The 23,358-nt window shown below is 65.2% G+C and carries 20 protein-coding genes and 1 tRNA gene; 10 read left to right on the top strand and 11 right to left on the bottom strand.

The genetic code is table 11. The features are described from left to right. Positions 1 to 6: 6 nt before the first annotated feature. The 5 genes from BMZ97_RS03810 to BMZ97_RS03830 all read right to left on the bottom strand — a co-directional run bounded on the left by BMZ97_RS03810 (position 7) and on the right by BMZ97_RS03830 (position 6,166). Positions 7 to 813, bottom strand: a complete 807-nt coding sequence (locus tag BMZ97_RS03810) for an MBL fold metallo-hydrolase (RefSeq protein ID WP_092165636.1) — start codon at positions 811 to 813, stop codon at positions 7 to 9. A gap of 13 nt (positions 814 to 826) precedes the next feature. After that, a complete protein-coding gene (locus tag BMZ97_RS03815; protein ID WP_092165638.1) occupies positions 827 to 1,651 on the bottom strand; it encodes a TatD family hydrolase in 825 nt (274 codons plus the stop codon). After that, on the bottom strand, positions 1,651 to 3,210 hold the full coding sequence (metG, locus tag BMZ97_RS03820) for a methionine--tRNA ligase (RefSeq protein ID WP_092165640.1): 1,560 nt from the start codon (positions 3,208 to 3,210) through the stop codon (positions 1,651 to 1,653). The genes BMZ97_RS03815 and metG overlap by 1 nt, the downstream gene beginning before the upstream one ends. 22 nt (positions 3,211 to 3,232) lie before the next feature. Further along, on the bottom strand, positions 3,233 to 4,303 hold the full coding sequence (locus BMZ97_RS03825) for a DNA polymerase III subunit delta' (RefSeq protein ID WP_092165642.1): 1,071 nt from the start codon (positions 4,301 to 4,303) through the stop codon (positions 3,233 to 3,235). A 150-nt stretch (positions 4,304 to 4,453) separates the two neighbouring features. Then, positions 4,454 to 6,166, bottom strand: a complete 1,713-nt coding sequence (locus tag BMZ97_RS03830) for an IlvD/Edd family dehydratase (RefSeq protein WP_175525414.1) — start codon at positions 6,164 to 6,166, stop codon at positions 4,454 to 4,456. A gap of 287 nt (positions 6,167 to 6,453) precedes the next feature. On the opposite strand from BMZ97_RS03830, the gene BMZ97_RS03835 reads away from it, so the two are divergent. The 6 genes from BMZ97_RS03835 (at position 6,454) to BMZ97_RS03860 (ending at position 13,081) form a co-directional block, all read left to right on the top strand. After that, complete coding sequence (locus BMZ97_RS03835; protein WP_092165644.1) at positions 6,454 to 7,461, top strand: LacI family DNA-binding transcriptional regulator; 1,008 nt, start codon at positions 6,454 to 6,456, stop codon at positions 7,459 to 7,461. 110 nt (positions 7,462 to 7,571) lie between these two features. Further along, entirely contained in the window at positions 7,572 to 8,822 is a 1,251-nt protein-coding gene (locus BMZ97_RS03840; RefSeq protein WP_244546261.1) for an ABC transporter substrate-binding protein, read from the top strand. A gap of 248 nt (positions 8,823 to 9,070) precedes the next feature. Next, positions 9,071 to 9,919 (top strand): carbohydrate ABC transporter permease, encoded by an 849-nt coding sequence (locus BMZ97_RS03845; protein WP_092165648.1) that lies wholly within the window; start codon positions 9,071 to 9,073, stop codon positions 9,917 to 9,919. Beyond that, on the top strand, positions 9,916 to 10,722 hold the full coding sequence (locus BMZ97_RS03850) for a carbohydrate ABC transporter permease (RefSeq protein ID WP_092165650.1): 807 nt from the start codon (positions 9,916 to 9,918) through the stop codon (positions 10,720 to 10,722). The genes BMZ97_RS03845 and BMZ97_RS03850 overlap by 4 nt, the downstream gene beginning before the upstream one ends. 9 nt (positions 10,723 to 10,731) lie before the next feature. Next, positions 10,732 to 11,778, top strand: coding sequence for an ABC transporter ATP-binding protein (locus tag BMZ97_RS03855; protein ID WP_092165652.1), 1,047 nt, complete (start codon positions 10,732 to 10,734; stop codon positions 11,776 to 11,778). A 4-nt stretch (positions 11,779 to 11,782) separates the two neighbouring features. Continuing rightward, on the top strand, positions 11,783 to 13,081 hold the full coding sequence (locus BMZ97_RS03860) for an MGH1-like glycoside hydrolase domain-containing protein (RefSeq protein WP_092165653.1): 1,299 nt from the start codon (positions 11,783 to 11,785) through the stop codon (positions 13,079 to 13,081). 38 nt (positions 13,082 to 13,119) lie between these two features. Here BMZ97_RS03860 and tmk read toward each other — a convergent pair whose 3' ends face one another. The 3 genes from tmk to BMZ97_RS03875 all read right to left on the bottom strand — a co-directional run bounded on the left by tmk (position 13,120) and on the right by BMZ97_RS03875 (position 16,271). Further along, complete coding sequence (gene tmk / locus BMZ97_RS03865; RefSeq protein ID WP_210188206.1) at positions 13,120 to 13,755, bottom strand: dTMP kinase; 636 nt, start codon at positions 13,753 to 13,755, stop codon at positions 13,120 to 13,122. A 163-nt stretch (positions 13,756 to 13,918) separates the two neighbouring features. Continuing rightward, positions 13,919 to 15,139, bottom strand: a complete 1,221-nt coding sequence (locus tag BMZ97_RS03870) for a D-alanyl-D-alanine carboxypeptidase family protein (RefSeq protein WP_092165655.1) — start codon at positions 15,137 to 15,139, stop codon at positions 13,919 to 13,921. A 49-nt stretch (positions 15,140 to 15,188) separates the two neighbouring features. Continuing rightward, complete coding sequence (locus BMZ97_RS03875; protein WP_092165656.1) at positions 15,189 to 16,271, bottom strand: septal ring lytic transglycosylase RlpA family protein; 1,083 nt, start codon at positions 16,269 to 16,271, stop codon at positions 15,189 to 15,191. 548 nt (positions 16,272 to 16,819) lie between these two features. Between BMZ97_RS03875 and BMZ97_RS03880 the strand changes: the two genes are divergently transcribed. Beyond that, positions 16,820 to 16,909 (top strand) — tRNA-Ser (locus BMZ97_RS03880). Positions 16,910 to 17,281: 372 nt separating this feature from the next. On the opposite strand, the gene BMZ97_RS03885 is transcribed toward BMZ97_RS03880, so the two are convergent. After that, a complete protein-coding gene (locus BMZ97_RS03885; RefSeq protein ID WP_092166597.1) occupies positions 17,282 to 18,178 on the bottom strand; it encodes a LysR family transcriptional regulator in 897 nt (298 codons plus the stop codon). Positions 18,179 to 18,313: 135 nt separating this feature from the next. Here BMZ97_RS03885 and BMZ97_RS03890 point away from each other — a divergent pair, with 135 nt between their 5' ends. Both BMZ97_RS03890 and BMZ97_RS03895 read left to right on the top strand, forming a co-directional pair. Then, positions 18,314 to 18,703, top strand: a complete 390-nt coding sequence (locus tag BMZ97_RS03890; protein ID WP_092166599.1) for a hypothetical protein — start codon at positions 18,314 to 18,316, stop codon at positions 18,701 to 18,703. Positions 18,704 to 18,766: 63 nt separating this feature from the next. After that, positions 18,767 to 19,393: an NAD(P)-dependent oxidoreductase gene (locus BMZ97_RS03895; RefSeq protein WP_092165658.1), complete on the top strand. Its 627-nt coding sequence runs from the start codon at positions 18,767 to 18,769 to the stop codon at positions 19,391 to 19,393. A gap of 322 nt (positions 19,394 to 19,715) precedes the next feature. Here BMZ97_RS03895 and BMZ97_RS03900 read toward each other — a convergent pair whose 3' ends face one another. Beyond that, the gene (locus tag BMZ97_RS03900; RefSeq protein WP_092165660.1) at positions 19,716 to 21,242 is read right to left on the bottom strand and encodes an MFS transporter; all 1,527 of its coding nucleotides are present in this window, start codon (positions 21,240 to 21,242) and stop codon (positions 19,716 to 19,718) included. A gap of 170 nt (positions 21,243 to 21,412) precedes the next feature. Here BMZ97_RS03900 and BMZ97_RS03905 point away from each other — a divergent pair, with 170 nt between their 5' ends. After that, positions 21,413 to 22,270, top strand: a complete 858-nt coding sequence (locus BMZ97_RS03905) for a LysR family transcriptional regulator (RefSeq protein WP_175525415.1) — start codon at positions 21,413 to 21,415, stop codon at positions 22,268 to 22,270. 170 nt (positions 22,271 to 22,440) lie between these two features. Here BMZ97_RS03905 and BMZ97_RS03910 read toward each other — a convergent pair whose 3' ends face one another. Next, entirely contained in the window at positions 22,441 to 22,824 is a 384-nt protein-coding gene (locus BMZ97_RS03910; RefSeq protein ID WP_092165664.1) for a c-type cytochrome, read from the bottom strand. Positions 22,825 to 23,358 lie beyond the last annotated feature (534 nt).

The following is a 23,358-nucleotide window of genomic DNA, read 5'->3' on the forward strand; positions in this document are numbered from 1 at the left end:
GGCGCCCTACACGGCCTTCGACGTGATCGTCATGCCGTCGAAGGCCGGCTCGATATCCTGCGGCAGGCGCCGGGCCAGTGCCGCATAGTCGAGATCACTATGCAGATTGGTCAGGATCGTGCGGCGCGGCTTGAGTTCGGCGATCGCCGCCAGCGACTGCTCCAGATTGAAATGGCTCGGATGCGGTGTCTCGCGCAGGCAATCGAGGATCAGGATGTCGAGGCCGGCCATCGCAGCCTTGGCCTGCGCCGGCAGGAAGCTGACATCCGGGAGATAGGCCAGATCGCCGAAACGGAAACCGAGCGATTCATAGCCTGGGCCATGTTCGACGGCGAAAGGCAGCGCCTCTATGGGCTTCCCGGCGCCCTCTATCGTCAAGGGGGTGCCGACCCGCATCGGCCGCAGATCCAGGATCGGCGGATAGGTGCTACCAGGCGGCGTCTCGAAGATGTAGCCGAAGCGGACGGCAAGCGTCGCGGATGTGCGCTCGTCGGCATAGACCGGCAGCCTGCGGCGCATGTGCATGACCAGCGCTCGCATGTCGTCGATGCCATGAGTGTGGTCGGCATGATCATGCGTGACCAGCACCGCATCGAGATGCATCACGCTGGCGTCGATCAATTGCTCGCGCAGATCGGGCGAGGTGTCGACGATCAGGCTGGTCGTTCCGTTCGGGCCGGCACTTTCGACCAGGATCGAGCAACGCCGCCGCCGGTTCTTCGGCTCGGCGGGATCACAAGCCCCCCAACCGGAGCCGGGCCGCGGCACGCCGCCAGACGAACCGCAGCCGAGTATGGTGACCGTCAGCGCCATGCGAAGCGATGTCTCATGGGCGTTGGGCCAAGGGTTGGACCTGGGGTGCGGCCAAGGGTGCGGCGTGGTCCATCTTCCAATAGCAACGGCGTGCATTGGCCGTGGTCAGGGCCGCGATCTCGTCGTATCCGACGCCAATCGCTTCACCCAGAACTCTCGCTGTTTCAACGACATAGGATGGTTCGTTGCGCTTGCCTCTGAACGGGACGGGCGCGAGATAAGGCGCGTCCGTCTCGACCAGAAGGCGGTCGCTCGGCACGAGGCGCGCGATCCGGCGCAGCTCCTCCGAGGTCTTGAAGGTCAGGATCCCGGAGAAGGACACGTAAAGCCCCATCTCGACTCCGGCCAGCGCCAGCGCCTCGCCTGCCGTGAAGCAGTGCAGGATGGCGGGGAAGGCGCCCTTCCCCATCTCCTCACGCAGGATCGCGATCATGTCGTCATCGGCCTGGCGGGCGTGGATGACGAGCGGCAGCTGCGTCATGCGCGCAGCGGCGATATGGGTGCGCAGTCCTTGGGCCTGCGCCTCGCGCGGGCTCTTGTCGTAATGATAGTCGAGCCCAGCCTCGCCGATGGCGACACAGCGTGGATGGCGAGACAGCGCAACCAATTGCTCGGCCGTGACATCGAGCTCCTCATGCGCGCCATGGGGATGCGTGCCGACGCTGCACCAGACCGAGGGGAAGCGTTCGGCGATTGCCGCATAGGTCGGAAAGCGCGCCACGCGGGTCGAGATCGTGACCATGCGGCCGACGCCGGCGGCCTCGGCGCGCGCGACGAAGGCGTCGAGTTCCTCAGTGAAATCAGGGAAATCGAGATGGCAATGCGTATCGATCAGCATCAGGCGCCCTCGCCGGCCTCCGGCTCGATATAGCGCGGGAAGATGCCGCTCGGCGCCGGAAGCGAGATCCCGGCGGCCAGGCGGCTCGCTTCGCCCAGCGCAGCGAAGCTGCGGGCTCCAGGCGCAACGCCCAGCAAATCGAGCAGTTTGGCGCAAGCCTCGGGCATCACCGGCTGTACCAGGATCGCGACCTGCCGCAGCACCTCGGCCGTGACATAGAGCACGGTGTCGCGGCGCACGGGATCGCTCTTGGTCAATCGCCAGGGTTCGTTCGCGGCGAAATAGCGGTTCGCCTCGGCAACCAGGGCCCAGAGCTCGGCCAGCAGGCTATGCAGGGCGAAATCCTGCATGGCGTCGCGGGCCTTGGCGAGCGCGCCATCGGCGAGCGCGAGCATGGCGTCATCGCCCTCGGTCAGCACACCGCATTCAGGCACCCTGCCCTCGCAGTTCTTGGCGATCATCGAGAGCGAGCGTTGCGCCAGATTGCCGAGATCATTGGCAAGGTCTGCGTTGATGCGCCCGACGATTGCCTCATGGCTGTAATTGCCGTCCTGGCCGAAGGAAACCTCGCGCAGGAAGAAATAGCGCAGCTGGTCGACGCCATAGGCGTCAGCCAGCGTAAACGGGTCGACGACATTGCCCAGCGACTTCGACATCTTCTCGCCCTTGGAGAGCAGGAAGCCGTGCCCGAAGACGCGCTTGGGCACCGGAAGACCGGCAGACATCAGCATGGCGGGCCAGTAGACGGCGTGGAAGCGCACGATGTCCTTGCCGATGATGTGGACATCGGCCGGCCAGTAATGCCAGCGCGGATTGCTCTCGTCAGGGAAGCCGCAGCCGGTCAGGTAGTTGTTGAGAGCGTCGACCCAGACATACATGACGTGGTTCGGTGCGCCTGGAACCGACAGCCCCCAGTCGAAGGTGGTGCGGCTGACCGAGAAATCTTCCAGCCCGCTCTTCACGAAGCTGACGACCTCGTTCTTGCGCGTCTCCGGCGAGATGAAGTTCGGCACCTCCTCATAGAGCTTCAGGAGACGGTCCTGATAGGCGCTGAGGCGGAAGAAATAGCTCTCCTCCTCGACCCACTCCACCGGGGTGCCCTGCCCGCCGAGCCGCGTTCCATCGGGCTGCAGCGTGGTTTCCTTCTCGGCATAGAAGGCCTCGTCGCGAACCGAGTACCAGCCGGCATATTTGGCGAGGTAAATGTCGCCATTGGCTTCCAGGCGCCGCCAGAGCTCATGCGTCGAAGGCAGATGGTCTGCGTCGGTGGTGCGGATGAAGCGGTCGAAGGAGCAGCCGAGCCGCTGCTCCATCAGCTTGAAGCGCTCTGCGATCTGATCGACGTAGGCCTTTGGCACAAGGTCATTTTGCGCTGCCGTGCGCTGCACCTTCTGGCCATGCTCGTCGGTGCCGGTCATGGCGAAGACGTCGTAGCCATCGAGGCGCTTGAAGCGCGCGATCGCGTCCGACGCCACCATCTCATAGGCGTGGCCGATATGGGGGGGACCATTCGTGTAGTGAATGGCGGTCGTCAGATAGAATTTGGGCGCCGTGGCCATAGTCCGGTCCGAAGGGTTCGCTTCACGCTGCGCGCGAGCGGGCAACCGCATCCGACAGATCATGAAACATCGTCATCACGAGAGGGCGGCGATCGAGGTTATAGGTGTCCACCTCGCGGGCCGCGCGTCCCAGCTTTTCCCATACCTCCGCCAGCGGTGCAAGGCGCGCCGGGCTCGCAGCCGCATGGGCATGGAGATGGTCGCCGAGCCAGCTCTGGATGGTGTCGATCATCACCGCGAAATCGCCCTCGCCCGCCTTGCCGGCGACGTCCTCGGCGAGCGCCAGCAATGCCGTGAGGTCGATGCCTGGAAGCGCATCGAGCCGGGCCCGCACGGCCTCGACGAGTGCCAGCGTCTCGGGATCGACATAGGTGAGCGCGCGGCGCACCGAGCCGTCACTGAAGCTGGCTGCGCGCAACAGGGCCGATTCGTCGAAGGGATCGCCCATTCGCTCCAGCGCGATCCGGCCGGCCTGCGCGATAGCGGCCTCATCCAGAGCCTCGAAGGTCAGCAGCCGGCAGCGCGAGCGGATCGTCGGCAGCATGCGGCCAGGCGCATGCGCCACGATCAGGAAGAGCGCGCGCGGCGGCGGCTCCTCCAGCAGCTTCAGCAAGGCGTTGGCGGCCGAGCGGTCCATGTCCTCGGCGGAATCGACGATGGCGACGCGCCAACCGCCTTCGGCCGCGCTCGAACCGAAGCGGTCGAGCACACGGCGAACCGAATCGACCGGGATATTGCTGGTGTAGCCCTTGCCATCAGGCTTCTGCGTCCGGCGCAACACGTGCAGATCGGGATGCGATTGCGCCATGATGCGCCGGCTCGCGGGATCCTCTTCCGCCATGGCGAGCGAGGCTGCGCCGGCCGCACGCCGGGCCGGGTCGCCGGCCGCCAGCATGAAGCGCGCGGCGCGATAGGCGAAGCTCGCCTTGCCGATGCCTTCCGGTCCGCCAAGCAACCAGGCATGGTGCATCCGGCCCGAGCGCAACGCTTCGAGAAAATCCTGCTCCTGCGTCCCATGCCCGACGAGCGCCAGCGTCTCGCGCGGGTGCGGAGCATTCGGCAGCCGGTCGGGTTCGTCGCTCGTCGCGCGCATCAGGCGTCCTGTGGCAATGGCAGGCGCTGGTGGAGCACAATCTTGACCGCAACGGCAAGCATTTCCGCCACGCTGGAAACGTCAGCCACCGCGATCGATGGGCCCAATGCCTGGGATGGCAGCCTCTGGCCGACGAGGCCGGGAGGACTGTTACGGCGCCTCATCGGGCGGGCGGACCATGAAGTCGAAATCGCAGCCTTCATCGGCCTGCAGCACCGTTTGCTGGAACAGCCGCGCATAGCCGCGCTTGGGCATTGCCGGCGCAGGCGATGTCTTCAGCAGGGCTCTGCGGCGCTCGAACTCGCCATCGTCGATCAGGAGATCAATCCGGCGGCCGGCCAGGTCGAGACGGATCATGTCGCCGCTCTCGACCAGCGCAAGCGGCCCGCCAATGGCCGATTCCGGCGTGATATGCAGCACGATCGTACCGAAGGCCGTGCCGCTCATGCGGGCATCAGAAATCCGCACCATATCCTTGACGCCCTGGCGGCCGAGCTTCTTCGGGATCGGCAGGTAGCCGGCCTCGGGCATGCCGGGCGCGCCCTTCGGGCCGGTATTGCGCAACACGAGGACGTCGTCCGCGCTGACATCAAGCTCGGGATCGTCGATGCGGGCCGCCATGTCCTCGACCGAGTCGAACACCACCGCGCGGCCGGTGTGCTGGAGCAGCCGCGCGGATGCCGCCGCCTGCTTGATGATCGCTCCGCCCGGGGCGAGATTGCCATAGAGCACCGCCATCGAGCCCTCAGCCTTGATCGGCGCCGAGCGCGGCCGGATCACCTCCTGCCCCGGCACATCCTCGGCCTTGGCGACGATATCGCGCAATGTCCCGCCCGCGACCGTGCCGGCATCGAGGTCGATCAGCTCGCCGAGCTGGGCGAGCAGCTTGGGCACACCGCCGGCATGGTGGAAATGCTCCATATAATGGGCGCCCGAGGGCTTGAGGTCGACCAGGACCGGCACCTTGCGGCCGATCTCGTCGAGCATGTCGAGGTCGTAGCGGTGCGGGGTGCGATTGGCGATCGCGGTCAGATGGATGATGCCGTTGGTCGAGCCGCCGATCGCCTGCATCACGACCGTCGCATTGCGGAAGGCCTGCGGCGTCAGCAACGCGCTGGGACGTGGACCGCCATCGACCGCCATGCGCGCAGCCGCCGCGCCGCTGGCTTCGGCCAAGCGGATGCGCTCGGCATGGGGCGCGGGAATCGTCGCGCTCATCGGTAGGGACAGGCCAAGTGTCTCGGTGATGCAGGCCATGGTCGAGGCCGTGCCCATCACCATGCAGGTGCCGACGGAGGGCGCCAGGCGGCTGTTCACGGTCTCGATCTCGGCCTCGTCGATCTCGCCGGCGCGATGCGCGCTCCACAAGCGCCGGCAGTCAGTGCAGGCGCCCAGCACCTCGCCCTTGTGGTGACCGACCACCATCGGCCCGACCGGGACCACGACGGTGGGCAGGTCGACGCTGGCGGCCGCCATGATCTGCGCAGGCAATGTCTTGTCGCAGCCGCCGATCACGACGATCGCGTCCATCGGCTGGGCGCGGATCATCTCCTCGGTGTCCATCGCCATCAGATTTCGCAGGAACATCGAGGTCGGATGGGCGAAGCTTTCATGGATCGAGATGGTCGGGAACACCATCGGCATCGCGCCCGACAGCATGACGCCGCGCTTCACCGCCTCGATCAGGGCCGGAGCGTTGCCATGGCAGGGGTTGTAGTCGCTGTAGGTGTTGGTGATGCCGACGATCGGACGATCCAGCGCATCGTCGGAATAACCCATCGCCTTGATGAAGGCCTTGCGCAGGAACAGCGCAAACCCCTCGTCGCCATAGCTCGTCAGTCCCTTGCGCAGGCCTTTGGCCATTATCGTTCCTCCCATGGCCGCGACCGGCCAAGCCATGATGCAGCATAGACCGACCGCATCCGATTCCTCGATGAGCAGAATGCCGAGCGGGGTGTCGTGGGGATCATGGGCAAGCGCATGAGCGCGAGATGGTCGCCTTCCAGTCCAACCGCCTCTGCAAGCTTCAAATGGCCCTTCGACAACCTCTTCCAAAACGTTTCGGATGACATTATCGTGCCGCGCAGGCTGAGGTCGGGATCCGTCGCTCCCGGCCCATGACGCTCTTGGCCAATGAGCAGAGGCGACCGATGAGTTCATTGCGCGAATTGGCGCAGATGCTGGGTTTGTCGATCACGACCGTGTCGCGGGCGCTCGACGGCTATGGCGACGTCGCCGTCGCGACGCGCGAGCGCGTCCTCGCCGCGGCCGAGACGACCGGCTACCGGCCCAATTCGGCGGCCAGGCGGCTACGGCGCGGATTGACCGAGATCGTCACCATGGTGCTCCCGGCCGAGCCCGGTCATTTCAACGAACCGCTCTATATCGAGTTGCTGAGATCGACCGGCGAGCGGCTCGCGCAGCAGGGCTACGATCTGACGCTGATCGCCGCCCTGCCCGGCCCCGACGAACTCAAGACCTATCGCCGCCTCATCGAAGGCCGGCGCACCGACGCGATCATCGTCGTCCGGACCCGGCGCGAGGATGCACGCCTGCGCTATCTCACCGATATCGGCTTCCCCTTCGTCGCGATGGGGCGCAGCGATTTCTCCGAGCCATATGCCTATGTCGACGGTGACGGCGAAGCCGCCTTCCATGACGCCGCACTGCGATTGGCCGGTCTCGGCCATCGCAGGATCGGCCATCTCGCCGCCCCGTCGGCCTTCACCTTCGCGCATCTGCGCCGCAGCGGTTTCGCCCGCGCCATGCGCGATTCCGGGCTTCCCGGCGAGATCGTCGAGGACAGCGCGACCGAGGCCGGCGGCTATCGTGCCGCGGGCGTCATGCTGGCGCAGGCGGAGCCGCCGAGCGCCCTGCTCTGCGCCACCGACAGCATGGCGCTGGGCGCGATGCGCGCCGTGCGCGAGCGGGGTCTCGTGGCCGGGCGCGACATCGCGATCATCGGCCACGACAACATCCCGGCAGCCGCGTTCTCCGACCCGGCGCTCGCGACGATGGAATTGCCGATCGCCGCGACGGGCCGCCGCCTCGCCGAAATGGCGCTGGCGCGCATCGGCGGCGCCGATCCGCGCGACATGACCGAGATCAACCCCGTCGAGTTCCTCCCGCGTGCCTCCCTTGGGGAGGCGCGCGGCTGATCCATCACGGAAGGCGCGGGCCTCTCGCAGCCGCCGCTTCCGACGCCAATCAAAGCAAGCGAGCCAGGGAGGAAGCCATGAAGACACTCAACCAGCTGGCGATCGCCGCCATGACGGCGGGAGCCATTCTCGCCGCGCCGGTGGCGAAGGCGCAGGATCTCGTTTTTCTCTCGACGCAATTGCGCCCGATCGACGAGGCGCAGAAGGTGCGCGAGGTGCTGCTCAAAGGCGCGCCGAAAACCACCTATGTCGTTGAAGAGCCGCCGCAATTCGCCGTGCGCATGAAGGCGGAGCAGGCCGCCGGCAAGCGCACGATCAGCCTGATGGGTGCCTTGCATGGCGAATTGCAGCCGCTCGCGCCGACCGGCTCGCTCGACGCCATCGACGATGTCGCGGCCAAGCTCAGCGCAAGCGGCATACCTGCCGGTTTGATGGAACTCGGCAAGCTCGGGACGTCCACGCAGCAATACATCCCTTGGATGCAGGCGACCTATGTCCTCGTCGTCAGGAAGGAGGCTTTGCCGTTCCTGCCGGCGGGCGCCGACGTCAACGCCTTGACCTATGAGCAGCTCGCAGCCTGGGGCAAGGCAATCCAGGACAAGACCGGGCAGCGCCGCATCGGCTTCCCGGCCGGCCCCAAAGGCCTGTTTGCCCGTTTCATCCAGGGCAATCTCGTGCCCTCCTATACCGGCTCGATGGTGACCGAGTTCCGCTCGGCCGCCGCCGAAAAGGGCTGGACCGACTTCAAGGCGCTCTGGGCGACGGTCAATCCCAACGCCAACAACTATAATTTCATGCAGGAACCGCTGATGGCTGGCGAGGTCTGGATCGCCTGGGACCATATCGCCCGCGTCAAGGACGCGCTGACCGCCGAGCCCGACAAATACCTCGTCGTGCCGCCGCCGGCCGGCAGCCAGGGCCGCGCCTATATGCCGGTCGTCGCCGGCCTCGCCATCGCCAAGGATGCGCCGAACCGGGCCCAGGCTGCGGCCGTCATCGAGCATCTGCTCAAACCGGCGACGCAGATCGCCACCGCCATGGAGGTCGGCTTCTTCCCGGTCATCAACGCACCGCTTCCGGCCGATCTGCCTGCCGGCGTCAAGCTGCTGGCCGACGGCATCGCCAAGACGCAAGGCGCGAAGGACGCGATCGTCGCCCTGCTGCCGGTCGGCCTCGGCGACAAGGGTGGCGAGTTCAACAAGGTCTATTTCGACACCTTCCAGCGCATCGTGCTGCGGGGCGAACCGGTCCGCGCGGTGCTCGATTCCCAGGCCGAGACCTTGCGCGCGCTGATGACCCAGACCGCCGCGCCCTGCTGGGCTCCCGACAAGCCGAGCCAGGGCGCCTGCCCGGTGACGTGAGGGTTACGCCGGATCGTGTGACAGCTTCCGCAAACACGCCGTCATCCCGGACGCAGCCCCTGGGTCCGATCTTCGATCGGCCCAAGGATAAACTCCGCGGAGATCCGGGATCCATCGTAGAGCCGATTCCTTGATTCAAGAATCCGCCCTTCGATGGATCCCGGGTCAAGCCCGGGATGACGGTGTGTTCCCTGACCAAGATAACGTGGTCGGGAAAGCAAGACCCTAAACGTCAAAGGCCCACACCAATGCCCCAGCCGCGCTGGCTGCCCTATCTGCTGATTGCGCCCTCGGTCGCCTTTCTCGCGGCCTTCTTCCTGGTGCCGCTCGGCCAGACCATCCTGCTCTCCTTCGATGGCGGGCAAGGGTTCTCGCTCGCCAATTACGCCCGCATGGCCGGCGATCTCAATTTCCCGACGGCGCTGCGCAACACCTTCGCGCTCGTCATCGTGGTGATCCCGCTGCAGGTGGCGCTGGCGCTGGTCATGGGCCTGATGCTGCAAAAGATGACGCGCGGGCGCGAGCTCGTGCTCTGGATCTGGACGATCCCGCTCGGCGTCTCCGATCTCGCCGCTGGTCTCGTCTGGCTCGCGATCCTGCAGGATTCCGGCTATCTCAACACGCTGCTGTTCCAGTTCGGCCTGATCAGCGGGCCGACCGCCTATCTCAACAGCGAGACCCCCATCGCCTTGTTCTTCGCCGTCGTGCTGGCGGAGGTCTGGCGCGCGACAGCCATCGTCCTGATCATCCTCGTTGCCGGCATCCAGCTCATTCCCAAGGAGTTCGGCGAGGCGGCCGACATCTTCGGCGCGAGCCCCTGGACCAAATTCCGCAAGATCACGCTGCCCTTGCTGAAGCCCAGCCTGCAATCGGCGCTGATCCTGCGGACCGTGCTGGCCTTCGAGGTCTTCGCGGTCGTCTATGCGCTCGGCGGGCGCAATTTCCCGATCATCGTCGGCGAAGCCTATACTTGGCAAAACGAGAACCAGAATTACGGCGTCGCCGCAGCCTATGCCGTGCTGGTGATGGCGATCTCGCTGGCAGCGACGGTGATCTACCTCAAGGCGCTGCGTGTCGATCCGGAGGCGCAAGCATGAGCGCGCCCCGCAAATGGCTCTACGTCACCGGCGTCATGGCGCTCTGCGCCTGGGTGCTCGTGCCGATCTACCTGATCGGGCTTGGCGCGATGGGCGGGCGGATGGCCGTGTTCAAATGGCCGAAATCGCTCGCTCCCACGGAGGCATCCTTCACAGCACTCGCAGCCTTCCTGAAGATCGAGGGCGTCTGGAACGCGGCGCTGAATTCGCTCATCGCCGCCTCGCTCACCATGCTGTTCTCGATCCTGCTCGGGGCTCCGGCGGGCTATGCGCTGGCGCGGTTCAGCTTCAGGGGCCAGAGCGCCTTCCGCCTTCTGGTGCTGCTGACGCGGGCTTTCCCGCTCGCGATCCTGGCCCTGCCGCTGACCGTCATCTTCATCAAGGTGGGGCTTTACGACACGCCGCTGGGCGTCTCGCTGATCCATACCGCCCTGGCGCTGCCTTTCGCGGCACTGGTGACCTCCTCGCTCTTCATGGGCATCCCGCGCGAATATGAGGAGGCGGCCTGGGTTTTCGGCTGCACGCGCTGGCAGGCCTTCCGCAAGGTGGTGCTGCCGCTCGCCCTCCCCGGCATCGCGGCGGCTGCGATCTTCGCCTTCGTGATCTCCTGGAACGAGGTCTTCGCAGCCTCGGTGCTGACCGTGCGCGAGCGCACGCTGACGGCCTATCTGCTCGCGGTCCTGTCCGAATCGCCGCTGCATTACCGCTTCGCCGGCGGCTTCATCCTCATCGTCCCTTCGGTGCTCTTCATCTTCGCGGTCAGGAAATACCTGTTCGCGATGTGGGGCGTCTCAAGCAAATAGGAGGCGCCCATGGCCGGCATCCTGATCGACAAGGTCGCCAAGCAGTTCGGCAATGCTGTCGCCCTGCAGGAGATCTCACTTACCGTGGCGGACGGCGAATTCGTCGCCCTGCTTGGCCCTTCCGGCTGCGGCAAGACCACCCTGCTGCGCATCATCGCGGGGCTCGAGGTGCAGAGCTCCGGCAAGGTCGTGATCGGCGAGCGCGACGTCTCGGCGCTCAAGCCATCCGAGCGTGGGCTTGCCATGGTCTTCCAGAACTATGCCGTCTTCCCGCATATGACGGTGTTCGAGAACGTCGCCTTCGGCCTGCGCATGAAGGGCGCGGGTCAAGCCCGCGTCGAGGCGCAGGTGCGCAAGGCCGCCGCCCTGCTGCATATCGAGGAGTATCTCGGACGCTACCCCGCCAAGCTCTCGGGCGGGCAGCGCCAGCGCGTCGCCGTGGCGCGCGCGCTCGCCGTCGAGCCCGCCGTCCTGCTGATGGACGAGCCGCTCTCCAATCTCGACGCCCTGCTCAGGCTCGAGATGCGCGCGGAACTGCGCAGCGTGCTGCGTGAGGCCGGCACGACGACGATCTATGTCACCCATGACCAGACCGAGGCCATGGGGCTCGCCGACCGCATCGCCGTGATGCATGGCGGCCATATCGTCCAGATCGACACGCCGACCACTATCTATTCGAAGCCGGCGACCCGTTTCGTCGGCGGCTTCGTCGGTTCGCCCCCGATGAATTTCGTCAACACCACCGCCACCGCCGGCAGCGCCAGGCTCGGCGGCATCACGCTCGCTTCTCCCGTCGACGGGCCGATCATCCTCGGCTTCCGCGGTGAGGACGCCAGATTGACCGACGCCGCCAGCGGCATGCCGTTCAAGGTCAAGGTCGCGGAGCCAATGGGCTCGCATCTGCTGCTCACCGGGCATGTCGGCGACGACCTCGCCCGCATCGTCGCCCCATCGAGCACGCGGATCGGCGCCGGCGCGACGCTGGGCCTGGCGCTCGACCCCACCCGCATCATCTGGATCGACCCGCAAACCGGTCGCACCCATCCTGGAGCCTGAGCCTGTGCTGTCGACAACCCCTCCGACCGATTTCGATGACGCGGCGCGCGCCGTGCTGCGCCGCAATGACCGTGGCGGCTTCACGGTGCCCAATGGCCGGGTCTACCCCTTTCAGTGGAACTGGGATTCCGCCTTCGTCGCGCTCGGCTTCGCCACCTTCGATCTCGACCGCGCCTGGCGCGAGCTGGAGACATTGTTCGAAGGCCAGTGGCAGGACGGCATGGTGCCGCATATCGTCTTCCGCGCCCCGGCCGAGGGCTATTATCCCGGCCCCGAGGCCTGGGGCATCCAGCGCCAGCCGCTGACCTCCGGCATCTCCCAGCCGCCCGTGGCGGCGACCGCCGCACGCGTGCTGCACGATCTCTCCGCCGGCGATGCGGCACGGATCAGGGGCCTGTTCCCGAAACTCTTCGCCTCGCATCGCTGGTGGCACGAGATCCGCGATCCTGATGGTACGGGGCTCGTCACCATGGTTCACCCCTGGGAATCGGGGCGGGACAATTCGCCGGACTGGGATGAGCCGCTGAGCCATGTCGTTGCGAGCGTCGATGTCGCGCATCTGCGCAAGGATCTCGGCCATGTCGACGCCACGCAACGCCCGACCCATGATTTCTACAACCGCGTCATGACCCTGGTCGAGGAGGCCAAGGCGCTGGCCTGGGACGGGGTGTCGGTCGCCCGCACCCTCTCCTTCCGGGTCTGCGATCTCGGCATCCAGTCGATCCTGCTGCGCGCCGATCGCGATCTGCTCAAGCTCGCGGAAGAGCTCGGCTTCACCGATGAAGCCTCGGCCCTGCGCGACTGGGTCGCGCGTAGCGAGACAGCGATGCAGCGCTTGAAGGGCGCAGACGGGCTCTACCGCTCGCTCGACCTGCGCAGCGGTCAACTGAGCGAGGCTGTCACCTGTGCCGCTTTCCTGCCGCTCTATGCCCGGACCGCCAGCCAGGAGGATGCGCTGGCCCTCAAAGAGTACCTTGCAGCGACGCGAGCCGTGGCCAGCTTCTCCGTCGCCAGCACTGACCCACGCGACAGGCGTTTTGATGCCACGCGCTACTGGCGCGGGCCGGTTTGGCTGATGATGAACCGGATGATCGCCGACGGCCTGTCCGGCTACGGCCTGACCGAGGAAGCCAACACGCTCCGACAGGACAGCGGCGCGCTCGTCCGGCGCAATGGCTTCTGGGAGTATTTCGACCCGCGCAACGGCACGGGCTGCGGCGGTCCGGATTTTTCCTGGACCGCGGCGATGTGGCTGTCCTGGTGTGGATCGCCAAGCGCCGGACAGGCGCTGACCGCGCTTTGATGTAGTTTATATGAAAACCGCGCCAAATGGCTTTGTAGTCAGGCAATTCTCTCGGCGATAACACCGCTGACGTGCTCGAAAGCCTCCCGTTCCACGAGCTCGGGCGGCCGATCGGCGTCGACGACCTTGTACGGGGCGGGAAGTTTCGCGGCCTGGTCCAGGAATGATTGGCGAACGCGGCGATGGAAGGCCAGGTCGAGCGCCTCGAACCGGCCTTCGTCGATTTGCGACTGCTGCAATCGCGTCCGGCTGCGCTCCAGCGCGACCTTGGGATCGAGATCGAGCACCAGCGTCAGGTCGGGCCAGAGATCCTCGATGGTCAGGCGATGAAGATCGAGGATCAGCGCTTCTGAGAGCCCCCGCCCCGCGCCTTGATAAGCGATCGTCGAGCCGACGAAGCGGTCGCAGAGCACGATCTTGCCGGCCTGGAGCGCGGGCAGGATGACCTGGTCGATATGCTGCCGCCGGCTGGCGTTCATCAGCAGCAATTCGGCGGTGGGCGTCCAATCATAGGCGTTGCTGGCCAGCAGGATCTTGCGCAGGGCGGCGCCGGCCTCCGTGCCGCCCGGCTCATGGGTCGCCAGCACCTCATGCCCGGCGTCCCGCAATGCGGCGGACAAGGAACGCGCCAGCCCCGACTTGCCGCTGCCGTCGACACCTTCGAGGGCGATCATGAAACCGCGAGACCGCTTGTGCCAAGACTGCTTGTGCATTGCTATCAAAACCAGTTTGCCGCGGTGCGGCACGGATGCCGAAGACTGCATACGAGATTCGAGGGCGGTCGATAACGCAAGCTTACAGGCTTGATGAGATATCCTGGCTTCGGTTGCGCGCCGTTCAGCTTCGCTTCAAGACCTTGCGCACCCAGCCGGTGGCGAGCTCCATCACCGCATCGAGCGCGCGGCGCTGCAAGGTACCGGGTTCGACGGTCTCGGCGGCGTAGAGCGGGATTTCAAGAGTCTTGACCTCGCCGCGCGTGACGAGCAGGCGCCCGACCTCCGTTCCCTCCTGAACCGGCGCGACCAGCGGACCGCGATAGACGATCCGCGCATTGAGGCGCTCGCCCGCGCCACGCGGCAGGAGCAGGCTGACCGGCCCTTTCGCCTTCAGCGCGACACGCCCCTTCTCGCCGCCAAAGACGCTGGCCTCGCCGACGATCTCGCCCTCCCCGAAGATCTTGCGCGCCTCGAAGGCGCGAAAGCCCCATTCCAGCAGCTTGCGTGCTTCCTGCGCCCGGTCGCGGGCGGTCTTCAGGCCATTGACCACCACGATCAGGCGTTGGCCGTTCTGGACCGCCGAGCCGACAAGGCCGAAGCCCGCCTCGTCGATATTGCCGGTCTTCAGGCCATCCGCGCCGATCTCCATCGCCAGCAAGGGGTTGCGATTCTGCTGCTTGATCTTGTTCCAGGTGAATTCGCGCTGGCCGAAGATCTTGTAGAGCTCGGGATAGGTCTTGATGATGTGGTCGGCGAGCCTCGCCAGTTCGCGGGCCGTGACCTTCTGCTCCGGGTCGCCTACTCCGGTAGCGTTGCGGAAGACGGATTTCGCCAGGCCGAGTGCACGCACGCGCTCCGTCATCACCCGGGCGAAGGTGGGCTCATCACCGGCAATGGCCTCGGCCAGGGCGATCGCGGCGTCATTGCCGGACTGGACGATGAGCCCCTGCAGAATATCCGACAGCTTCACCCGGCTGTTCAGGATCGCAAACATCGTCGAGCCGCCGGACACGCCGCCACCCTTGCGCCAGGCGTTCTCGGAAATGCCGATCTCGCTATCGAGGGTGAGACGGCCCTGCGTGATCTCCTGGAAGGCGACGAGCGCCGTCGCGATCTTGGCGAGGCTGGCCGGGACCATCAGCTCATCAGCGGCCTTCTCGTAGAGCACCGTGCCGCTGGCTGAGTCGAGCAGGACGGCATAAGGCGCCGGCGATTGGAAATTCTGGGCGCGCAGGCCCGTTCCGACCAGCGATAGGACCAGGCTCAAAAACGCAACGACGCCCAGCCGCAAGGCGGCAGAGCGTCGATCAGATCCGTCGTTGCTTGTGACAGGCGCGCTCATGCTCCGATCTGAAGCAGAGGCGGGCTCGGGCGGTCAAGCCCGAACGGCTTCAATTGCGCGAAAGCGACTGCAATGTCTGGGGCGAGAGATCGCGCACCAGCGGATGCGCGTTCGAGAAGCGCTGGGTCGGGCTGCGCTCAGGCGCGGCGAACAGGCTTGCGACATTGGTGCGCACCGGCGGCAGCGGTGTCATGGCCCGCGGCTGCATGACGACCGGCTTGCCGGCATTGGCGATGGTGTCGAGATCAAAGGGGCGGTTAGGCGGCAGCGGCGCGCCACGGACCGGAACCCCCACACTGGCGGAACTTGCGCTGGCCGAGTTCGAGGACGCGGTCAAGACCATGCTGGCAGCGACCGGGGCGCTCGGCGCGATGGTGCGGACCGGCTCGGCGGCATAGGCCTGCGCGATCGGCTGCGAGACGGCGGCCCGGGCGGGCTCGACCGGCGCCTCGTCAAGATTGGCGCTGGCGTAGCGGTCCGTCGCTGTCGGGGCGGTGCTTGCGACCATGGTCGGGGCGCTGGTGCCCGGGATCGCGGCAGGCTGTCCGTCCGTGCGCAATGTCGCCAGAAGCAGCTTGTCGTCGGAGCCGGCGAGCGAAGCCTGGCCGAGATATTCGAGCTTGATGCGGGCCGTGCCGAGATGGCGGAAGGCCAGTGCCTCGGCGGTCTTCTGCGAGACGTCCATCAGGCGGTTGCCGTGATAGGGACCGCGATCATTGACGCGCACGATGATCGAGCGGTTGTTCAGTACGTTGGTGACGCGGGCATAGGCCGGCAGCGGCATGGTCGGATGCGCTGCGCTGATGCCGTTGCGGTCATAGACCTCGCCATTGGCGGTGCGGCGGCCATGGAAGGCCTCGCCATACCAGGAGGCGGTGCCGACCGCCGTGTAGCCGACCGGCTTCTCATAAGGCGTGTAGCGCTTGCCGGCGACCGAATAGGTCTTGCCGATTAACTGGCGCCCGCCGCCCTTGGGCACTTCCTCGCCCTCCGCGACGACGCGCGGGCTGGCAGGGCCGTATTTCGACTGGGGGAACGCACCGATTTCCTTGGAGCGGCCACGCTGGGCGACCTGATTGCCTGCGCAGTTGGCGACGAAAAGCCCGGCAAGCGCGACGCAACCAATGCGCATGACACGCGTTGTCAGGGTGTAACTGCTGAGGCCGCTTGGCTCGGACGCGTCGGAGGGCGATTCCGGGACCGATGAGCATGCGCCTCGAGTCATTCCGTCGTTCCGCTTTCTGCGCCGAAAAACTCAAAAGACCGGCCAGCCGCAACAGCGGCGAAACCGAAGTTTTCGGACAATCCGATTAAGAGTTCGTTAAGCGGAGGATCGCGGATCGCGACACCGTTAACGACATCCCATGTGCTCTTGGGCGGGCACAAAGGTGTCGGAAATGCGGCTGGTGTCAACCTGGGATGGGGACAAGGCGCGATTTTGGGCGCGCGTGGCAGCCTTGCAACGTGGTCGCCAAGGCGGGGCATGCGGGCTTGCGCCCCGCGCCTCCGCCAGCGACCGAGACCTAGCCATGTGAAACGGATCATCCTGCTATTGCAGAGGTTTTTCGGTTTTGGCCGGAGTTTTCCGCCACACCGAGAAAGGCAGATATGGCGTGCGTTTCACTAGGGCGATAAGCGGGCTTGCCAAAACGCCATGCGCCCGGCAATGACAAGCACACCGGAAGGGTGGCCGAGTGGTTTAAGGCAGCGGTCTTGAAAACCGCCGTGGGTGCAAGCCCACCGTGGGTTCGAATCCCACCCCTTCCGCCAGGCCCGCCGACCGTACGCCATGGTACGATATCCCGCGCATGGCCACGCAAGCGCCGCCATTGCCGAACGTCATTTCCGTCCAAGCTGAAGCATCGGCATTGTCCGCAGAAGATCGCCCCCCTTCGACAGGCCCTGTTCGACGAGCAGCCGGCGATCTTCGTCCGAGCTCGTGCGGCAACTAAAACAATCGGCGGTCGCACGCCTCGCAACCATTCACGACAGCCGCCTGCGCTACGACGCGAACCGTTGAGGCCCTCCAATCAAGCGCACGAACACGAAGCCGGAATGACGTCTATCTCCGGCTCGTCCTGAATCGGCCACTTGATTCAGGCCATTCGGATTAAGGGTTGAGACGCCCCCCCGATGTGTCGTTCATATTGGCGCGATGAAGACCTTTTCCGGGAAGGCTTTCTCCACCACCTCGAGGAATGCCCGCACCTTGGCGCCGACCAGGCGGCGTGAACTCTGCAACGCCCAGATCTCCACCGGCGGACCGGCATATGGTCCCCAATAAGCAAGCCTGCCGGCCTCGATATCGTCGGCAACGAGCAGCTTTGGCAGCAAGGCCGCACCCGCGCCCGCCAGCACGGCGTCGCGGACCATGATAAGGGACGAGAGACGGAGAACCGGGTCCGGCCTCAGGACGATGTCAGCCTCCGTTCCCGAACCGATCCGCCAGACGGTCGTCGGCGGTGTCGCGGAGAGCAGGACGGCCTTTACCGTCGTTTCCTCGCCATCCACCCCTGGAAAGGGACGCGGCATATCAGGCGGCGCCACGATCAGGCGTTCATCGTTGAGGAAACGGCGGCCGACGAGGCGTTCGTCCGGCGACGGGTCGATCCGGATGATCAGGTCATAGCCATCCTCGACCGGATCGACCTTGCGGTCCTCAGCAACGATTTCGAGCTGGACCTCCGGATAGGCCAGAGCAAAGCGCGCGCCGATCCGGGGCAACGCGACATGCGCGAAGACCATCGGTGCGCTCACCCGCAACCTGCCTTTCGGCGTGGATGCGCCCAGGACGACCGCCTCTCCGGCCTCGGTGATTTCACTCAGCAGTCCGTGCGTGCGCTGATGAAGCGCCCGTCCTTCATCCGTCAATCGCAGGCTCTGGGATCCACGCTCGATCAGCCGCACGCCAAGGCTCTGTTCGAGTTCGGCGACGCGCCGCGACAGCGTGGCCTTTGAGCGACCGGAGACGCGGGCAGCGCGGCCGAACCCGCCATGGGCAGCGACAAGGTCGAAATCAGACAAAGCCTGAAGATCCATCATCGCGTTCCGTATTCGAGACAGGCAATCTCGATACTGGCGTCTCTTAAACGATAATGAAACGGCTATCTTGCTCCCAGCGGCTCGATGCCCTGGCCGAAGACGCCCCTCCAACTCAGTCAAAGGAGCTTGATCATGACACACGTATTGTTTGTCGGGCAGAAGCCGGACACCGTCGACTTTTCCGACCCCTCCCTGCCACCGGGGTTCGATGCTGAAAAAATCCAGGCGGGCATCGACATCGCTGAGAAGACCATGACGGAGCGCGGTTGGGACGGCGACATCTGCATGATCGCTCCCGACGACAGTGGCATCGCAACATTGGCCGCGCAGCTGGCGAGGTTGGACTATGATTGCGTCGTGATCGGTGGCGGCCTGCGCATCCCGCCCAATGGGTTGCTGTTCTTCGAGCGGGTTGTCAACGCGATCCACCAAGGCGCACCGAAGGCGGCGATCGCATTCAACACCCGTCCCCAGGATACGGCGGAGGCCGTGGCGCGGTGGGTCGGCGAACGGCATCGGTGATGTCCTTCGCCAGTGGCTCGTCGATGCGTCCCTGTCCATCAGCAAAAGCTTCGGAGATTTGACATGAAAGTTCTGGTATTGGGCGCCACCGGCGCCACCGGCAGGCTGATCGTCAGCAAGGCCGTCGCAAAGGGATACGAGGTCGTCGCGCTCGTTCGCTCCAAGGCAAAGGCAGACCTTGCCGGTGTCGAACTCGTGGAAGGCGACGCCCGCGATCCCGCCGCGCTGACCCGCGCCCTCGCCGGCTGTGATGCCGTCATCAGTTCGCTGGGCACGGCCATGAGCCCGTTCCGCGAGGTGACCCTGCTCTCGACGGCGACGCGCGCGCTGGTCGGCGTCATGGCGGATCAGAACATCCGCCGGCTGGTGTGCATCACGGGCCTCGGCGCCGGCGACAGCCGCGGCCATGGTGGCTTCTTCTTCGACCGGCTGTTCCTGCCTCTGATGCTGCGGAAGGTCTATGAAGACAAGGATCGCCAGGAAGATGCGATCCGCGCCAGCACGCTCGACTGGACCATCGTCCGGCCGACGGTGCTCAACGACAAGCCGGCGCGCGGTCACGTCAAGGCGTTGACCGACCTGTCAGGCGTCCATGGCGGGACCATCGCCCGATCCGATGTCGCGGAGTTCGTCGTACAGCAACTCACCGCAGATACGTGGCTGCGCAAAGCGCCGCTGATCACATGGTAGGATCGATTGCGGCCTCTTTCAGCAGCGAGCCGTCCGAGCCGAACGATCGGAATTTCCCAAGTCATCCGATCGACGGCCAATGCACAGGCAACAGGTCTGGAATGAGCGAAGATTGGCTAGAGCATTTTCGAGCGAAGTGGACGCCGGTTCGCGTGAAGAAAATGCGATAAAACAAGGAACTAGAGCATTTCTGCGATTCGGAGAAACGCGGAAATGCTCTAGTTCTCGGTTTCGTCGTTCGCTGCCCACCAATTCAGCTCCGACTGCCGCGATGTATGATGCGCCGTTCAGCGATCCGACCGCGCATGCGAAATGATGGACGTCATTCGCGCGACGAACAGGCCGTTTCTCCGCGCCCGAAGACGACGAAGCTGAGCGCCGCAAGCAGCCAGACGCCGATGCCGCTATAGAGCATGACCCAGCCGAAGCCCTGGGTGAGCGCCTGGTGGACAACGGCGGCAGAAACACCCTCTTTCGGTAAAAGAACGGTTCCCGATGCGATCCGCTCCGCCAGCGATCGCAATTGCACCGCATCGGCATCGCCCGGTAGCGCTGCCGCCAGCGATGCTCCAACACCCTCGACCAGAACGAATCCCATCAGCGCGATATTGACCGCGAGCGAAATCATCCTCGCGCTCATGTCGATGCCCGACGCCATGCCCGCGCGTTCATGGGACACCGAGCCGGTGGTCGTATTGGTGACGGGCGTATTGGTGAAGCCGAGGCCGATTCCAGCTAACACGCAGCCGGGCAGCATCGTCAGCCAGCTCGCATGCGCAGCCGTGCTTCCAAGCTTCATCAGGATAAAGCCAAGGCCGATGATGAACAGGCCGGCCGGGATCACCAGGCCAGGCCGATAGCGCAGCGACAGGCGCTCCGCCAAAGGCGGCACCGCCAGCGTCGGCAAGGTGTAGGCGAGCAGCGCCAAGCCGGCCGCCAGACTGTCATAACCCAGCCCCGCCTGGAACCAGATCGGCAGGTAGATCATGAATGGCCAGAAACTGATGTTCATCGCCGCCGAGCCGATGATGGCGCCCGAGAAGGCGCGAATGCGGAACACGGAAAAATCGAACATCGGCCTCGGGCTGAGCTTCTCGGCGACGAGGAAGACGATGAAGCTCGCGACGGCGACGCCGAGGATCGCGAGCGCTGCGGCGCTTGAAAAGCCGAGATCCGGCCCCTGCGTGATGAAGAAGGCGAGGCAGAAAACCGACAGGGACAGGGTGAGAATGCCGGCGAGGTCGAGATGCGTCGCGCCGGGATCGCGTGATTCCTGCACGCCATGGAGGGCGAGGAGGAAGGTCACGACGCTAAGCGCGACATGGACGAGGAAGACCCATTCCCAACTCGACAGGGCGACGATCACCCCGCCGACGATCGGACCGAAGCCGAGCCCGATGCCGAAGATGATGCCCCACCAGCCGAACGCCATGCCGCGCTCACGCCCCTCCCTGAACTGATGGGAGAGAACCGCAACCTGGCAGATCAGCATCGCTCCGCCGCTCATGCCCTGAAGGAAGCGGGCGACGATCAGAACGGGCGCGCTCTGCATCAGTCCGCAGAAGAGCGAGGCGATGCCGAAGGCGACGATCCCGATCAGGAAGACGCGCTTGCGGCCGTAGCGGTCGGCCAGCGTACCCGTCGCCATGAGCACCGTGGTCACGGCGATCGTATAGGCGTTCATGATCCACTGGAGCTGCTTGAAATCCGCATGCAGCACCTGTTCCAGCGTCGGCAGGATCGCCGGCACGCTGGAGATCTCCAGGCCGAACATCAGGGAGGAAAGGCAGACGGCGGTGAGAGCGACGCTGCTCCGGCGTGAAGGGGACAGGGGAACGGCAAGGGTCATGCTTCGATCGGCCTTTCGACGTTGGGACGGCAACGGCGAAATCCGACCAGACGGGAGGAGCTGCGTGGCGTGGTCCGCATGTTGCTGTGGCGCGGCACGATAGCGGGAGCTTGATCACATCAAAACTGGATGTATTTATATTTTAGAGACAACAATATTGGATGATTGCGATGATCACGCTGGATGTGGAGTCGGTCCAGGCCTTCATCGCCATCGCCGATTTCCAGAGCTTCACCCGTGCGGCCGCCGCGCTCGGCACCACTCAGGGAGCGATCAGCGTGAAGCTGAAGCGGCTGGAAGACCGGATCGGCCAACGGCTTATCGAGCGGACCCCGCGCTCGGTCCGATTATCGGCCCAGGGAGCGGTGTTCCTCGACGGCGCGCGCGATTTTCTGGCCGCACATGAACGCGCTGTCGCCGGGCTGTCCGCCTGCCGTCGCCGCTTTGCGCTCGGCATAGCCGCGCATGTCGCGGGACCTGAACTGACGACCCAGCTGGCGCGGCTCAACGCCCATGATCCTGGCCTGACGATCGAAGTGCGCCTCGACAATTCCCGTGGCTTGCTCGACGCTTTCGATCGCGGCGAACTCGACGCGACGATCATCCGCAGAGAGGATGATCGCCGTGACGGCGAGATTCTGGGGCCGGAGCATTTCGGCTGGTTCGCGGCGCCGCAGTTCGAGCACAGTCAGGGCGAGCCGGTGCGTCTCGCCGCGCTGGATCCCTCCTGCGGCGTACGGGATATCGCGACCCAGGCGCTCGATGCCACCGGCATTCCCTGGACGGAAGTTTTCCTCGGCGGCGGATCGTCGGTGGTGACGGCTGCCGTCTCGGCCGGCCTCGCCATCGGGGCCTTCTCCTGTCGGCTCGCTCCTCCCGGCACGGTGGAGGTCAGCCAGCGCTTCGGATTGCCTGACCTGCCATCGTCCGAAATCGTGCTGCACTCGACGCTCACCGACGCCAAATCCCGTGAGGCGCTACGTACGCTGGCGGCAGCATTCCGGGAGCATCGCGCGACGAGCTCCTGACAGCGATTTCTGCCTGCTCGGCGCAGGCATCAGCGCGCTGACGATCGGCTTCTGGGCAGCGACCCTGCGAGCCACGCCTTCAATGGCCACAGGACGCACGATTGCCTCGGAGTGATTGAGTCGGAGCGCTCTGGCTGAACCTCAGCGCAATCTCAAAGCTTCTTTCCGTCCTAAAGCTTCTTGCCGTCCTGGCCGAACTGCTTGAGGAAGGCGGTGAGGTCCTTGATCTCCTGCTCGTTCTTGATGCCGGCGAAGATCATCTTGGTACCCGGGACCTTGGCCTTGGGGTCCTTGATGTATTCGGCGAAGGTCGCCTCGTCCCAGGTGATGCCGGAATCCTTGTTGGCCGCGGAGTAGCTATAGCCCTCGGCCGAGCCTGAGTGTCGCCCGAACAGGCCGTTGAGCTGGGGGCCGACCAGGTTCTTGGCGCCTTCGCCGGTCTGATGGCAGGCGCGGCATTTATTCCAGGAGCGCTCGCCGGCGCTGATGTCCTGGGCAAGAGCCGGCAGGATGGCGGTGGCGGAGATCAGGATGGCGCAGGCGATCGCTTTCATCAGGCTTCCTTCGAGGCTGGGCTGGGGCCGCACCGGTGAGATATGGGCGCGGTGAATCATGGCTGTCTGCGAACCGTTCTAACCTGCGAGTATGGAAATCTGGAGAACCCGCCGACCGCATTTTCCCTGTCGCCGCTCACATTCTCGGGATGGGTCGCTTCGACATCTCTTCCTTCGCACGGATCCGGACACGTTCTCATCTGCACAGCCTCGCTCGGACTCCGAACGGATGTCGTTGCGTTACATCAAATGCGCGCCGCTTCATGGTGCGACTCGTTTCAATCTTTATGCCGCCTTTATGCACCGCCCTGCCCTTCCGGCTCGACCCTTGAGCCCTCCGGGCACCATCTCTCCGGTCTAACCTGACCGGAGTAAGGCTCATGGCCGACATCCTTTATCTCGTGCTGGGAACCGGAGCCTTCGTGCTCTTCGGTTACTACGCAACGCTGCTGCGCAAGGTCTGACGATCATGGCGCTCACCTGGCTTTACGCGACTGCTGCCCTCGGGCTGGCGGTCTATATGGTCGCCGCGCT

Source organism: Allobosea sp. OK403, assembly GCF_900113835.1.
Lineage (GTDB): Bacteria > Pseudomonadota > Alphaproteobacteria > Rhizobiales > Beijerinckiaceae > Allobosea.

Coding starts and splice junctions, on each gene's coding strand:
- BMZ97_RS03895 (WP_092165658.1), top strand. CDS start 18,767: ATGAAAGTTCTGGTATTGGGCGCCACCGGCGCCACCGGCAGGCTGATC.
- metG (WP_092165640.1), bottom strand. CDS start 3,210: ATGGCCACGGCGCCCAAATTCTATCTGACGACCGCCATTCACTACACG.
- BMZ97_RS03910 (WP_092165664.1), bottom strand. CDS start 22,824: ATGAAAGCGATCGCCTGCGCCATCCTGATCTCCGCCACCGCCATCCTG.
- BMZ97_RS03830 (WP_175525414.1), bottom strand. CDS start 6,166: ATGGCCAAAGGCCTGCGCAAGGGACTGACGAGCTATGGCGACGAGGGG.
- BMZ97_RS03870 (WP_092165655.1), bottom strand. CDS start 15,139: ATGAGCGCGCCTGTCACAAGCAACGACGGATCTGATCGACGCTCTGCC.
- BMZ97_RS03835 (WP_092165644.1), top strand. CDS start 6,454: ATGAGTTCATTGCGCGAATTGGCGCAGATGCTGGGTTTGTCGATCACG.
- BMZ97_RS03875 (WP_092165656.1), bottom strand. CDS start 16,271: ATGCGCATTGGTTGCGTCGCGCTTGCCGGGCTTTTCGTCGCCAACTGC.
- BMZ97_RS03905 (WP_175525415.1), top strand. CDS start 21,413: ATGATCACGCTGGATGTGGAGTCGGTCCAGGCCTTCATCGCCATCGCC.
- BMZ97_RS03900 (WP_092165660.1), bottom strand. CDS start 21,242: ATGACCCTTGCCGTTCCCCTGTCCCCTTCACGCCGGAGCAGCGTCGCT.
- BMZ97_RS03840 (WP_244546261.1), top strand. CDS start 7,572: ATGACGGCGGGAGCCATTCTCGCCGCGCCGGTGGCGAAGGCGCAGGAT.
- BMZ97_RS03815 (WP_092165638.1), bottom strand. CDS start 1,651: ATGCTGATCGATACGCATTGCCATCTCGATTTCCCTGATTTCACTGAG.
- BMZ97_RS03855 (WP_092165652.1), top strand. CDS start 10,732: ATGGCCGGCATCCTGATCGACAAGGTCGCCAAGCAGTTCGGCAATGCT.
- BMZ97_RS03810 (WP_092165636.1), bottom strand. CDS start 813: ATGGCGCTGACGGTCACCATACTCGGCTGCGGTTCGTCTGGCGGCGTG.
- tmk (WP_210188206.1), bottom strand. CDS start 13,755: ATGATCGCCCTCGAAGGTGTCGACGGCAGCGGCAAGTCGGGGCTGGCG.
- BMZ97_RS03885 (WP_092166597.1), bottom strand. CDS start 18,178: ATGGATCTTCAGGCTTTGTCTGATTTCGACCTTGTCGCTGCCCATGGC.
- BMZ97_RS03850 (WP_092165650.1), top strand. CDS start 9,916: ATGAGCGCGCCCCGCAAATGGCTCTACGTCACCGGCGTCATGGCGCTC.
- BMZ97_RS03845 (WP_092165648.1), top strand. CDS start 9,071: ATGCCCCAGCCGCGCTGGCTGCCCTATCTGCTGATTGCGCCCTCGGTC.
- BMZ97_RS03825 (WP_092165642.1), bottom strand. CDS start 4,303: ATGCGCGCGACGAGCGACGAACCCGACCGGCTGCCGAATGCTCCGCAC.
- BMZ97_RS03890 (WP_092166599.1), top strand. CDS start 18,314: ATGACACACGTATTGTTTGTCGGGCAGAAGCCGGACACCGTCGACTTT.